Raw genomic sequence first — 13,913 nt, 5'->3', positions numbered from 1 at the left:
TTGGCGACGGCGGCTGTGGCGTCCAGGCCATGGTCCCCACAGATCAGGACATGGATGTTGCCCGGCCTTCCGGACATTGCCTCAATGGTGGGCACAAGCGATTCGCGCCGGTTCGTCGTCATCGGAGGTGGCCTGGCCGGTCTGGCCGCTGGACAGCGTCGGCACCCGGCAGTACGTGGAGTTTCCGGGCGCCGGGAGTCTGCGCTGGCCGGGCGGGCGCGCGGTCATGTTGTATACCAAGGGTTTCGGCGCAGTGCGCACGCTGATGGGTGCGCATCCCGACGCGGGCCCGCTGGATCGGCTGCGTGCGCTGCGGTCCTCGCTGCGGTTGGTCCGGCAGGCACTGTGGCAGCCGAAGGACCTCGCCGACATCACCACCGACCAGTGGTTCCAGCGCGTCGGAATGCCCGCGAAAGCGCGTGAAGCCCTGTGGGATTGGCTCGCGCTCGGTATCGCGGCGGAGCCGGTGGACCGAGAGTCGGCGAAGGTGTTCGCCGATGTGCTGGCCACCGGGGTCCGGATCGGGGTGCGGGACCGGGCGGGTGTCACGATCGGGTACCCCACGGTGGACCTGGACACCCTCTACATCTCCGGTGCCGAGAAGGTCTTCGAACGCCATGGGGTCGACGTGCGCTACCGGGCGGTGGCTCGCAAGATCATCATCACCGACGGAAGGGCGACCGGTGTGCAGATGGCGGACGGCTCGGTGATCGAGTCCGACGCGGTGATCTGCGCGGTCCCGAATTCCACAATCGGCGGGCTCCTCGACGACCTGCCCGAGCATGCCGAAATATACGCTGCCGCCGACAAGTTGGGCGTCACCCCGATCGTGAGCACGAACCTGTATCTGGACCGGCCGCTGAAGACCAAGTCGGCCATGGAGGCGCTGATCGGTGGCACCGGCGTGATCGATCAGGTTTTCGACCGGCAGCGCATGCACGGTCGCACCCCCGACGGAACCTGGCTGTACTGCTTGACCACCAGTGGCGCCTACGAGCAGATCCGCAAGAGCAACGACGAGATCGTCGCCGAGCAGATGGACCTCATCCGCCGCTATTATCCGGAAGCCGCCGAGGCGAAGGTCGTGACCGGCCATGTGGTGAAAATGCCCAAAGCGACGTTCTCCCAGGTCCTCGGTACCGACAACCTGCGCCCCGGCCAGCGAACGTCGGTCCCGAACCTGATGCTGGCCGGTGACTGGACCCGCACCGACTGGTCGGCGACGATGGAAAGCGCCGTCCAGAGCGCCGAACGCGCCGTCGCGGCGCTCCTCGATCAGCAGAACTAGATCATGACCCGCTGCCCCGCGGGTCAGGTGTCGTGGATCAGGACGGCCGGGCGACGAATACCCGTTTCAGCAGGGAGTGCAGGCGCTCGCGGTCCTGGTCGCTGAGGCTGTTCAGGCCATCGTGGGTGGCGTGCATCTTCGCCCGGATCGCGTCGGTGACCCGCTCGCCCTCGGGCGTGATGACCAGACGTGTGACGCGCCGGTCGGAGGGGCTGGGCTCGCGGCGCACGAGGTCACGCTTCTCCAGCCGGTTGATGATCCCGGTGACATTGGAGGCGTCGCAGGACAAGACCTTGGCCAGGGTGCGCATCGCGACGGGCCCGCGGCGGAGCACCGTCAATGTCTTGCCCTGGCTCGCGGTGAGGTTCTCGCTCGCCGCCGCGGCCGTGAAGTCCCCGTAGTAGGCGCCGAGCGACACCGAGAGCAGCTCCATGAGCTGGGCCGTGTCGACGCGGGGAGCTTCTGTCATGAGACCACTGTATCCACAGAAACTTGACCATCTCAAATAATTACCTCTACGGTGTCGGTATTGCTTGAAGTTCTCAACCATCGACATTGTCAAGTAGCTATGAGGAGCATCCAGTGATCGTCACCGCGTCCGACGCCTCCCGCACGGCGGAGATCCTGTCACGGCCCGTCACGTTGAACGGTCTGACCGTCCCGAACCGCATCGTGATGGCGCCGATGACGCGCATGTTCTCCCCGGGCGGCGTTCCCGGTGACGACGTGCGGTCCTACTACGCCCGCCGCGCCGCCGCCGGCGTCGGCCTGATCGTCACCGAGGGGACCTACGTCGGCCACGATTCGGCCGGGCAGAGTGACCGGGTGCCGCGCTTCCACGGCGAGGAGCAGCTGGCGGGCTGGGCGAAGGTCGCCGAGGACGTGCACGCGGCGGGCGGCACGATCGTGCCGCAGCTGTGGCACATCGGCATGGTCCGCAACCAGGGCGAGCAGCCCTACCCCGACGCCCCGGCCATGGGCCCCTCCGGGATCGGCGCCGACGGCACCGAGGGAGCGGGCAAGACGATGACCCAGCGTGACCTCGACGATGTCGTCGGCGCCTTCGCCGAGGCCGCCGCGGCCGCCGAGCGCATCGGTTTCGACGGCGTCGAGCTGCACGGTGCCCACGGCTATCTGCTCGACCAGTTCCTGTGGGCACAGACCAACCGCCGCGACGACGTCTACGGCGGCGACCCGGTGGCCCGCACGAGGTTCGCGGCCGAGATCGTGGCGGCGGTCCGGGCGGTCGTCTCGCCCGATTTCCCGGTGATCTTCCGCTACTCGCAGTGGAAGCAGCAGGACTACCGCGCGCGCCTGGCGCAGACCCCGCAGGAGCTCGAGGCGATCCTGGCCCCACTCGCCGCGGCCGGCGTAGACGCCTTCCACGCCTCCACCCGCCGCTACTGGCTCCCGGAGTTCGACGGCTCGGATCTGAACCTGGCGGGCTGGACCAAGAAGCTCACCGGCAAGCCGGCCATCACCGTCGGTTCGGTCGGCCTCGACGGCGACTTCCTCCGCGCGTTCACCGGCGAGGGCGCCGAGCTCGGCAACCTCGACAACCTCCTCGACCGCCTCGAGCGCGACGAATTCGACATGGTCGCCGTCGGCCGCGCCCTGCTCCAGGACCCCGAGTGGGCGTCCAAGGTCCTCGGCGGCCGGACCGATGAACTGAAGCCGTACGACGCGGCGGCGCTGAAGACGCTCAGCTAGGCGAATCCCGCTGTGCGGTAAGGATTCTCGCCGCCGCACAGGGGGAGCAGCTCCTCCTCCGGGGCCGAAAATCGTTGGCGCACTGCAAACTCTGCCCGATAGCCTGGTGAGACCGCGGATGAGCTCTGGGGAGGGGCGAAACGATGTGGAACTGGGGAAAATCTGTCGCAGAACACGCCACCGCTGCCGCATGGACTACCTGGCCGCCGGCCGATACACCACCGGCCGTCGTCGATCCTCCGGCGTGGGGTCGGTCGGCCGGTGGTGCGGGCCCGAGCGGGGGAGAAGCGGCACGTCCGTCGTCGAACTAGTGGTGTCCCGCTCCCCGGTCATCCGGTGTTGCCGAGGGACGATTTCGTGGGACTGTGAGGGGTCGAGAGCAATCGATCCAGGAGGCCATCGGAGATGCGGGGAATCAACCACATCGTCTTGTTCGTCGCGGATCTGCCGCGCAGTATCGCGTTCTACGAGGACGTGCTCGGATTCGAGCGGCTCGCCGAAGGATTCCCCGGCGGCGCGTTCCTGCGCCACCCCGGCTCGGCCAACGACCACGACCTCGGGCTCTTCCAGGCCAGGACGCCCGCGGCTGGTCCGGCGGGCTCGGTCGGGCTCTATCACGTGGCGTGGGAAGTGGACACGTTGTCCGAGCTCGCGGCTGTGCGGGACCGGCTGGCGGGGGCCCACGCGCTGACCGGGGCGAGTGATCATGGGTCGACCAAGGCGCTCTACGCCCGCGACCCCGACGGCATCGAGTTCGAGGTGTGCTGGCTGGTGCCCGACGAACACGTCGAGGACGCACTGGCCCCTGGCACTTCGATGACCGCGCCCCTCGACCTCGACGCCCAGATCCAGCGGTACGGCGCGGCCACACCGGGCGGACCGCGCACCGATCCCCAGGTGTGGGCGCGTGTCGCGGCGCGGCGGGCCGCGATGTCCTGACCCGTATTCCGCCGACTCGGCGGCAGAGTTGTCGGTGGGGATCGGTAGCGTCGCGTGCTGTGGAAACTGGGGAACGCATTGAAGAACTCGCCGACCGTATCGTGGCGCTGCGCGACGCCTACTATCAAGGCGCGCCGCTGGTCGCCGACGCCGAGTACGACGCGATCGAAGACGAGCTTCGTACCCTGATCGCGGCACACCCCGACCTCACGCCCGACCCGAATCCGCTCGAGCAGGTCGGCGCGCCCGCGGTGCTGCACGCTCCGGTCCGGCACTCGCGTCCCATGCTGTCGCTCGAGAAAGCGACCAAACCCGAGCAGGTCGAGGCGCTGTTCAACCGCTTCCCCGGTCAGCCGGTGGTGGTGATGCCCAAGCTCGACGGCCTCTCGCTGGCCCTGGTCTTCGAAGACGGGCGCTTCGTGCGCGCCGTGACCCGCGGCGACGGCACCACCGGAGACGATGTGACCATGCTGGTCCGTGCCCTGGTCGACGGTGTTCCCGAGCGGATCGAGGTTCCGGGCCGGGTGGAGGTGCGCGGCGAGGCGGTGATGCTGCGTTCGACCTTCGCCGCCTACAACACGGCGCATCCGGACAAACCGCTGATCAATCCACGCAACGCCGCGGCAGGCACACTGCGGGCGAAGGATCCGGCGACGGTCGCCGAGCGCCGCCTGCAGTTCTTCGGCTTCGATCTGGATACCTCCGCGGGCGGCGCCGCGGTCGACCTCGCGGAAGGGTTGCGCGCGCTGGGTGTCGAGGGTGCGCGGATGCGCTTGTGCGTCGATGCCGTCCAGGCTCAGGCGGCGATCACCGCGATCGAGCAGGGCCGCAACGAGCTGGACTACGACCTCGACGGCGCGGTGCTGCGGCTGGCGGACCGAAATGCCTACGCGGCGGCCGGAACACGGTCGAACTCGCCGCGTGGCGCGCTGGCGTTCAAGTTCGCCGCCGAGGAGAAGACCACGGTGCTGGCCGATGTGGTCTGGGACGTCGGCAAGACCGGCAAGATCGTTCCTGTCGCGTGGCTGGAACCGGTTTTCGTCGGTGGCACGACGGTCACGAAAGCGACGCTGGCCAACCAGGAGGTCATCCGCGCGCGTGACATCAAGATCGGTGACACCGTGCTGGTTCGCCGCGCGGGCGACGTGATCCCGTTCGTGGCCGGCGTGCTCGACGCGGCGAAGCGGACGGGCCAGGAGCGCGAGATCGTGGCGCCGACCGTCTGCCCCTCGTGCGGGCAGCCGGTGACCGAGCAGGGCAACAGCCGAGAGCTGTTCTGCACCAACGTTTCCTGCTCGGCCCAGACGGTGCGGCGCCTGATCCACTGGGCTTCACGGGCCGCCGCCGACATCGACGCCATCGGGCAGGTGTGGATCGAACGCCTCGCCGAGGCGGGCATCCTGGAGCGTCCTTCGGACTTCTACACCCTCACCCAGGAGCGCCTGCTCGAATTCGACCGCATCGGCGAGGTCTCGGCCGCGCGGATGATCGAGTCGATCGATGCCAGTCGCCAGGTCGGCCTGCGTCGCGCGCTGATCGGCCTTGCCATCCCGATGGCCTCCGACGGCACCGCGGCTCGGTTGGCCCGTGCGGGATTCGGCTCCCTGGAGGAGGTCGCCGACGCGGGCGAGGAACGACTCGTCGCGGTGGAGGACATCGGACCGAAGGTCGCCGCCTCCCTGGTCGCCCACCTGACCCGCCTGCGTCCGGAGCTGGAGCGGCTGCGTGCGGCGGGTGTCGACCTGGATGTGCGCGCGGAGGACCTCGCCCCGGTCGTCGCGGCAGGCGCGCCCCTGGAAGGCAAGACGGTGGTGATCACCGGCGCCATCAGCGACCCGCGTTCGGGCGAGAAGGTCGCCCGCCCGACATTTCAGCGTCTGTGTGAGCAGGCGGGCGCGACGGCGGCATCCTCGGTCTCGGCGAACACCGACCTGCTCATCACCGGTGCGGGAGTCGGTGACAGCAAGCTGACCAAGGCGGCGAAGCTCGGCGTCGAGGTGGTCGACCAGGGCGAGATCTGGAATCTGCTGATCGATGCCAAGGTCGTCTAGTCATGTGTCTCCATAGCCCCAACCACTCCACCGCAAGGGCTATCACGATCCCGGCCCGGTAGGTCGCGGCCAGCGTGTCGTAGCGAGTCGCAACACCACGCTGATGCTCGACCTTGTTGAACGCCCGCTCGACCACCTTTCGACCCCGGTAGGTGGCCCGATCAAACCCCGGTGGGTGGGCGGCACCAGCGCTTCCCCGACGTCGACGGTTGGCGATCTGTTCGGACCGTGCGGGATCTCCGCATCGATCCTCTTGCACCGCAACAAGTCTCGGTTCGCGCCGTGGAATACGCCTTGTCGGCCAGGACTCGATCCGGGTTACGGCGCGGCGGGCCGCCGACCAGTCTCGCCACGGCGCCCCGGGCCGTGATCACCGACAGCCGCCGCCACGGCTGACATGATGCCCGGCCAATCGATGTACCGACAGGCGCCGTTGCCCGATGTGCTGGCCAATCGACGGTGGCTGCGAAGTCGGACACGGGCGCGTCGGCCGGACGGAACTTCGTCGGTCGTCGGCTCTTATCACAGGCAACTTTGGTGTGGCGCACGCTCGACGAGCGGCTCGAGTTCGGACTGCGCCGCTCACGGCGTACCGGACGGTGAGCCGGTTTCGCGATACGGTACTGTCAATACGTATCAACGTATTGACACCCGGAGTGGGGCTCGATAGTTTGTCTTTGGAAGCGGGATGTGCGCTACCGGATCAAGCGGATCGCGCGGTTTCCAAGATTCATCCATGCACGAGGGGGTCTCGAATTCAGGCGAACATTCTATCGTGAGCCGACGGCCGCACATGCGGTCTCGTTCAAATTTTCAGTCGGACGGCCTGGTAGTAGTTCCGGTGCCCGATGCGTGACACGCGACTGCCGCCCAGCGAAGGCTTGAGAAGCCAAAGATGTTTGTGCGCAACATGATACGGCACCCCTTGTAGTCGCGCTTTGCTCGATGCGGATCGAAAGAACATCAATTCTTCCGGGGTGTGAACTTTGCCTACTTTTGAAATTCCGATCGTCGTGAAGTTTTGACGATCCGCCATTTCCGACATGCGCTCTTGTTTATCACTCGGCGCACTATCACGTGGCTGTAACGAGTCAAGTCGGCCAGGTGGACTTGTTCGTGTGCAATTCATTCGATATCTGGAAAGTTTGACAATGAGTGGAGAAGTTTCGATGGACCGTGCAGTGCAGAAGTCAAGTGCAGCCGACGCCCACGAAGAGGAGAACGTCGCGGTTGAGACCCCGCCGGATACCGAGGGTGGCGAGGCCGCAGTGGGCGCCGACGATGCGCTCGAAGACCTTGATGACCTCGACGACGTCGACTTCGATCTCGACGAAGTCGAGAACAAGATCGCCCCACTCGCACTCGCCGAGGCAGAGGCAGAGGCAGAGTGGGTGGTGCACCCGTGACCGCCGGGTCGGTGACCGCCGATCGCCCAGTCATTTCCGAGGTCGCGACGGGACCAGCCGCATCGTATGCCGGGCTCCGGCAGGCGATCTCCGACATGCGTTCCAACGGAGCAACGTTCGGCTCTTTGCCGACAGACTATGCCGCTGAGTGGGCGGTCCTCTTTCCCGGCGAGGGCACCCCTGTGCGTCCCCTGCACGACATAGCGTTGGCCGCCTCTGAACGCCGTCTGCACCGAGAAAGTGAACAGGTCTACCGGACGATCGCGGTTGCGGCGACCGCACTGTGCGCCGGGATGATCGAGCTCGATCGGCCACTGGTACTGCGCGGGCTCGGCCGGACCGACCTCAGCTCCCTGCGTGGATTCATGCGGACTTTCGAGTTCGCGCGGATGGACTCCTCGGCACGGATCTTGGTCGACGACGTCGGCTCGGTCCGCGCACACGAGGGCGTCGAGGCGGACTTTCGCGCGGATCGGCGGCGCTGCCTGGCGAGGATGGACGCCCCGGTCTCCGAATCGGAGTGGACGATCGACGCGGGCCGCACGGTGCCCACGAGCGCGGGCGGGCGCGAGGCGGTCCTCTTCGATGCGGCGACCGACAGCCAGACCGCTTCAGCCGATCGGCTCGCCGCTTCGCTGTCCTACTGCCAGGCCGGGTTCTTCAGCGCCAACTGGGAGGGCATGGCGATCGTGGCGCTGGAGTCGCTGCGACTACTGCCAGGTCTCAGTGAGGCACGCGTCGCCACCATTCTGGAGGCGGCCATGCGGGGCAGCGACGATCGTGAGGCCGCTATCGAGTTCGAACCCGGAATTTTGCGCAACGCCTCCGATCTCGGTGCGTACTTCGCCAAAGTTCTCGGCATCCAGGCGACTTTCCGCGGCGATCAGACATCTGCCCTGCAGTGGTTCCGCCGGATGCGTGAGGTCGGCGAAGGACTCTCGCCCGAGGTCCGTGCTCAGTCGCACCTCTACAGTGCGCTGACCTTGACCAAGCGCAAACGCCAACTGTCAGAGGCTGTTGCCGAGCTCGAGGCGGGGTTCGCTGTGCTCGCCCCGGTGGCCGGTGAGCCGGTGAGTGTGCGCCGAGAGCGCGGGTGGCTGCACAATCTTCGGGGACTCACATTTTTCGCGGAGAAGCGGCACAAGTCCGCGTTCGCGCAGGAGAAACAGGCACTCGAATGTCTTGCCGATCTCGACGATGCGAGTTCGACTCACCTGCGGATCAACCTGTACTCGAATATCAGTGTCCTGCAGGAACGTTCGGGTAGACCCGAACTGGCGCTCCGTACCTGGGAACGGTTCGCCGGCGCCTCGGGGGCCGACAGCATCAGCTTCCGCAAGCATCATTCCTACCGTTCGGCCGGATTGAAACTGCTGGTGGGGCAGAGCGACGTTGCGTTGGCCGATCTCGACACAGTCCTCGAGTCGGCCAAGGCGGGCACCGACGATTTTCATGAGTGCGAGGTGAACCTCGAACTCGGTGGTCTTCACCTCCGGCGCAGTGACTCCGCTGCCGCTGAGTACCACTTCGTGCACGCGGAAGCCGCCGCACGACGGATCGGAGACCCCTATCGGACGGCGCAGGCGATGGCAGGCAGGCAAACTGCCGGTGATTCGACGGTCACTACGGCAAGTGTGATCGAGATTGCCAGGCGCAGCCTCACCCACTCGCGCGCCGCTGCCGAGCTGGCCGCTGAGCTGTCGAGCGGACGTGTTGCGGTCGAGTCGCTTCCGCAACCACGCACGAAACTGAACCGGCCGTTCGATCTAGTCAATTTCCAGGACTGAGGATGACAGGCCAACTCCCCTGGAAGATGGGCTCGCGTTTGCTGCTGCGCCGGGCAGGGTTTGCCATCGACATGTGGCGTGAACTCGGCCACGAGGCGACCACTGAGGCGTCAGCCCACTATCGAGACTGCGTTCGGCAGCTCGAGGCAACTCGAGCAGAGCTGCTGCAGGGCATAGTCGGGGCGGTAGCGCAGGCTGCCGTAGAAGACGACAAGGCTCGGCTGCGCGCGTACTCGCGGGTGCGAAGCCGAATCAACAGACACCTCGACATCGAGGTGACGGTGGACCTTGCGTCGTTCGACGGGCAGATCGACGCCTACCGCACCGCACTTTTCGACACGACAGCCGCAGCGGAGCGGCTGCTCGATGCCGGAACGCTGGAATTGGAGGACCGTCCGCATCGTGTGCGGAACATGCTGCTCGACCCGCGGTTCCGGGACGCGGTGCTTCAGCTCGCTCCCTCTGTCCACGCCGAGGTCGTTCGATGGGCAGCGCGTCCGGCCGGACAGGTCCAAAAGGCCAAGGACCGCGCGTTCCACCGGCGCATGTACCTCTACGCGCAGCGACTCGCCGGGAAGAACGAAACGACCAGCTTTTTCGGGCCGCTCGTCCACGGCCGAATCGATGCCGACACGTCCGGTATCGGGCTGGGACCGGAGACCCCGGACGGGATCCGCGCAGTTGAGGCATTCTTCTCCTTTTGGGCGGTCTGCACTCTCGCCGAACGCATCGCGCATGACCCGCTGGTGGTAGATCGGGTTCCGTTGACCTGGGTACCCGCCTGCCGGCGAGAACCCGGCGCCCTCCATCTGGCCGATGGTCGCCAGGTGCGGTTGACCGGTGATCGGGCAGCGATCGCCGACGCGATCGACAACAAACGCGGACGTGCGGCGATAGCAGACATGACGGGGCTCGACGCTGCAGTCGTCGAAGACGTCGTCGGACGGTTGAGCCGAATCGGTGCGGTGCGAACAGTCCCGGAGCCCCCGTCGACGGCGTCACGACCACTGGACTGGCTCATCACGTGGACAAACACTTTCGCCGCAGACACGCGATGGCCTGGCGTACTCGCGGAATTGGCCTCGGGTGCTACCAGATATGCCGCGGCCGCCGACGACATCACTCGCCGTGCGGCGCTCGAGGAACTGGAAGCGAAATTCGCTGCCGCCTCCGGTGCCGAGGCCCGTCGAGCGGCCGGCCGCATGTATGCCGACCGCGGCATCGTGTCTATCGATGCCCGCGGAGATCAGACACCAGTGCTCGTCGGAGACGATGTTGCCTCCGACTGGGAGGCCCAGCTCGGCCCGGTCCTCGATGTGGCCATCCACCACGGTGAACTGCGGACCTCAGCGGCAGCCGGGCTCGTCGCGGAACTGATGCGGTCCCGGGGAGTCACCGAGATCCCCTACGACGAGCTGATCCGCTGGACCCGGGACCTCAGCCTGGACCAGATCGCCACGTTGGACGCGCCGTTGGAGGCATTCCGCGACAAGTTCACCGCGTTGGTGGCGGCATCCGTCGACCGGTGTAGCCCACAAAATGTCGTACTGGCACCAGCGGACTTCCGGACGTTGGTGCCGAACGCACACGGGACGCGTTTCGTCAGCCCGGACATCATGCTGGAACTCGACTCGTCGGGTCGGCAACGGCTGGTGCTCGGCGAACTGCATCCCTATGTCTTCAGCTGGGGTTCGCAACGCCATTTCTCCGAGGAACAGGGCACGCCGGACACGGATCTGGCGCCCTGGGGCGGAGCCACACGATTGGCCACGGTGATCCGCAGACGCCAGCACAAAGGCCTGGTTTCCGATATCTTTCCTGGCCGCTTCATCGAAGTGACCGCAGTGGCTACCGATGATCCGGCACGGTCGATCCCACTGTCGCATGTTCGTGTGCTGCTGACACCGGACGGACCGAAACTGCACTACCGGACCGGGGAGCTCGTGCTTTACGCCGGTGAAGACGATCACCTGCACCTTCGCGCGTTCGCCGCACCGGCCGCGTCCCTGCCCACAGTGCGTATCGGTGCGGCGGCACCTCGAATCCTCGTCGGTGACGTACTCGTGCAGCGGGCTCGATGGTGGTGCCAGACAACGGATTTGATCCCGGACCGAGGTGCGCAGCTGCCCGAGATCGTACGGCGCATCCAGTGGATGCGCGCGCTGCGCGGTGTGCCTCGCTTCTGCTTCGCGGGGGTTCCCCAGGAACCCAAACCGATCGGGATCGACCTGGACAACCCCCTCGCGGTGGACGCCCTCGCCGCTGTACTGCGGTCGGCAGACGCACCGCAATTCACGTTGACCGAGATGCGTCCCCGGCCGGACCGGCTGTGGCTGCGCCATCACGGAATGCCGACGACCTCGGAATTTCGTGTCACGTTCACCCGGAGCGCGTCATGACGCAGAGCTGGAACATACTGTCGACGCTGGTGCTACGGAGCGCCGGATTTCCCTGGCAGCTGGTCGAATCGTTGCGGTATCACCACAGCGCTGATCTGGTCGCCGACATCATCGATCTGGAACACCACGCGAGTGCTCTGGCGCAGACTCTGCGCGGCGTCCGGCTCAGCCGAGGTGACCAAAGCAAACTACGGACGTTCCGACCACTTGCCGCCCGCGGGGATACCTTTCCCGAGCAGTGGTTGACGCAGTGGAACAAGCTGACCTCGGTCCTGGCCGAAAAGCACGAACAGCTCGGAGCAGCCACCGCGGCGGATACGACTGCAGTGGACCTGGCTTTCACCGCACTGCGTGCCGACGAACGTGTCGCTGAGGCCATCGCCTGCTCCTCACCTCCGGCGTACCGTGATCTGTCTCGCGGGGTCAAGGGCGCACGCATCCGTCGCCAGCTCGCGTCCTACGCGCAACGCCTCGGCGCGAAGAGCGAGACGATGAGTTTCTTCGGCCCGATCAACTACGCCGACCTCGCACCACACGAGCCGGGCGAGTCGACACTGACCTGGCTCGGGCATCGCGTCATCCGGGACCGGGAAGCCCACACCGCCGCGCGGGTGCTGCAGGCGATCAACCAGGCGATCAACGACGACGACGAGCTCCTCGCAGGTGCGACGCCGCGCCGGAAAACGATGTTGGGCAAGGCATCCGGAATCCTGGCTCTGGTCGACGGCCACCGGACCGTACGCGACATCGCTCGCGATGCGGCATTGCCGTTGGACGACGTGCTCGACCAGGTGCGCACAGGCGTCGGATCCGGCCGACTCACCCACGACCTTGTTCCGCCCTCGACGCTTCTCGATCCGTGGGGGTGGCTCGATGACCGGCTCTCGCAGTGCACCGCCGCCGGTCACCCGAGCCGAGCGCACTCCATCGTCACAACAGTGCGAGAGCTGCTCACTGCTTATCCGTCGGCTCCCGCACAAGCGAAGCTCGCACTGCAGAACGAACTCGACTCCATGATCGAGTCCGGCCGGGCCAGTGACGACCGCTTCTACAACGACCGGGTCGTGGTTCATGAAGCCGCAGTGGGCACCACAGCAGCGACGCTGCGCGGCGATCTGGCGGCCGATCTGCTCGACGTGGTCGCACCCGCGCTGGATCTGTTGGCGTATCAGGCAGATCTCACCCGCGAATCCACCAATCGTGCGCTCGCCGCACGGCTCGGCAACCGAGTGGTCCCCTTGGCCACCGCGCTGCGAGAAGTCGGCGACCTGACCGTCCATACGGCGGACTGGCTGACCGCCGCGATCACCGCCGCACTGCACAACACCGACCCCGACACTGTTGCGGTTGATCTCGCCGAGCACCTCGATATTCCGCCCGTGCCGCGAAATCCGGTGCTCTGTTCGATCGATGTGCTGCCGGCGGTCGCCGACCTGGCGCGGTACCGACCGGGATCGACACCACTGGTTCTCGGTGACATCCATGACGCGGCGCTGCTGACTCCCTGGGCGCTGCGGTTCCATCCCGACTCCGCGCGTGCCTTGCTCGAGCGTGACACGGCCATCGAACAGGCGCTCGGAAACCAGACCGCGGTCAATGTCATCCCCAGGCGGAGCACGGGACTACCTCCGCTGGAATTCCCCGGGCTGGTCCTCGAACTCGGCGGCACCGCCGCGGACCCGACACGGGCACGAATCGGACTGGACGCGCTGCAGGTCCGCAGCGACGGGGCACAGGCGATCCTCGTCGATCGCACCGACCCCGAACGTCCACTGCTTTTCCACAATGGTGAACTGGACAGTGGACTGCACACAGCACTGGCGCTGCCTCGCATTCGGCGCGCCGTTCTGCCTGATCTGTCGTATGTTCCGCGACTGACGTGGCGGAATGCGGTCCTGAGTCGTCGGGTGTGGAAGCTGCCCTCGGACGCAGTTCCACAACCGAACGCCAAGATCGGCGAGAGCAGCAGGCTTTTGGCGACAGCGCGATTGTGTGCCGATCGCAAGCTGCCCACCCGGTTCTTCGCGAAGTCGCCTGCCGAGCGAAAGCCCATCTTCGTCGATACCGCCACGCCCTCGTTGCTGGACGCATTGACGCGACTGGCCGCGACCGCCGAGACCCTGACCGTGAGCGAAGTACTACCGGCTCCGGAAGACGCCTGGCTGCGCGACGGTGAGCTGCGCTTTGCCGCGGAACTGCGCTGTGTCTATCTCCGGAAGGGAGCGAATCAGATATGACGACACCACAAGCGCCGCTGCTGGTGATCCCACCGCTGTCTGATCCGACACGCATCGTCGCCGATGCCGGTTCGCCGGTCCTCGACCTCAACGCGA

General features: G+C 66.5%; 9 protein-coding genes and 1 pseudogene. 8 read left to right on the top strand and 2 right to left on the bottom strand.

The window, feature by feature from the left end; translation table 11 throughout:
* Positions 1 to 127: 127 nt before the first annotated feature.
* Positions 128 to 1,288 carry a hydroxysqualene dehydroxylase gene (locus ACWF82_RS19470; protein ID WP_452502964.1) on the top strand — a complete coding sequence of 387 codons (1,161 nt, stop codon included), beginning with the start codon at positions 128 to 130 and terminating at the stop codon, positions 1,286 to 1,288.
* A 37-nt stretch (positions 1,289 to 1,325) separates the two neighbouring features.
* Here the strand turns inward: ACWF82_RS19470 and ACWF82_RS19465 are convergent, their stop codons facing one another.
* Positions 1,326 to 1,757, bottom strand: coding sequence for a MarR family winged helix-turn-helix transcriptional regulator (locus ACWF82_RS19465; RefSeq protein ID WP_452502962.1), 432 nt, complete (start codon positions 1,755 to 1,757; stop codon positions 1,326 to 1,328).
* A gap of 113 nt (positions 1,758 to 1,870) precedes the next feature.
* Here ACWF82_RS19465 and ACWF82_RS19460 point away from each other — a divergent pair, with 113 nt between their 5' ends.
* The 3 genes from ACWF82_RS19460 to ligA all read left to right on the top strand — a co-directional run bounded on the left by ACWF82_RS19460 (position 1,871) and on the right by ligA (position 5,988).
* The gene (locus ACWF82_RS19460) at positions 1,871 to 2,998 is read left to right on the top strand and encodes an NADH:flavin oxidoreductase (protein WP_452502960.1); all 1,128 of its coding nucleotides are present in this window, start codon (positions 1,871 to 1,873) and stop codon (positions 2,996 to 2,998) included.
* A gap of 405 nt (positions 2,999 to 3,403) precedes the next feature.
* Positions 3,404 to 3,937: a VOC family protein gene (locus ACWF82_RS19455; RefSeq protein ID WP_452502958.1), complete on the top strand. Its 534-nt coding sequence runs from the start codon at positions 3,404 to 3,406 to the stop codon at positions 3,935 to 3,937.
* A gap of 59 nt (positions 3,938 to 3,996) precedes the next feature.
* A complete protein-coding gene (gene ligA, locus ACWF82_RS19450; RefSeq protein ID WP_452502957.1) occupies positions 3,997 to 5,988 on the top strand; it encodes an NAD-dependent DNA ligase LigA in 1,992 nt (663 codons plus the stop codon).
* A gap of 805 nt (positions 5,989 to 6,793) precedes the next feature.
* Here the strand turns inward: ligA and ACWF82_RS19445 are convergent.
* Entirely contained in the window at positions 6,794 to 7,033 is a 240-nt protein-coding gene (locus ACWF82_RS19445; protein ID WP_452502955.1) for a hypothetical protein, read from the bottom strand.
* 241 nt (positions 7,034 to 7,274) lie between these two features.
* Between ACWF82_RS19445 and ACWF82_RS19440 the strand changes: the two are divergent.
* The 4 genes and pseudogenes from ACWF82_RS19440 to ACWF82_RS19425 all read left to right on the top strand — a co-directional run.
* Positions 7,275 to 7,394 (top strand): annotated as a pseudogene (locus ACWF82_RS19440) (ammosamide/lymphostin RiPP family protein); the annotation flags it as partial.
* 680 nt (positions 7,395 to 8,074) lie between these two features.
* Positions 8,075 to 9,181, top strand: coding sequence for a hypothetical protein (locus tag ACWF82_RS19435; RefSeq protein ID WP_452502953.1), 1,107 nt, complete (start codon positions 8,075 to 8,077; stop codon positions 9,179 to 9,181).
* A 2-nt stretch (positions 9,182 to 9,183) separates the two neighbouring features.
* Entirely contained in the window at positions 9,184 to 11,580 is a 2,397-nt protein-coding gene (locus ACWF82_RS19430) for a hypothetical protein (protein ID WP_452502951.1), read from the top strand.
* Entirely contained in the window at positions 11,577 to 13,817 is a 2,241-nt protein-coding gene (locus ACWF82_RS19425) for a hypothetical protein (protein WP_452502949.1), read from the top strand. The genes ACWF82_RS19430 and ACWF82_RS19425 overlap by 4 nt, the downstream gene beginning before the upstream one ends.
* Positions 13,818 to 13,913: the final 96 nt, after the last annotated feature.

The sequence above is a fragment of the Nocardia sp. NPDC055053 genome, from assembly GCF_053608285.1.
This window is presented reverse-complemented; position numbering and strand designations above follow the sequence as displayed.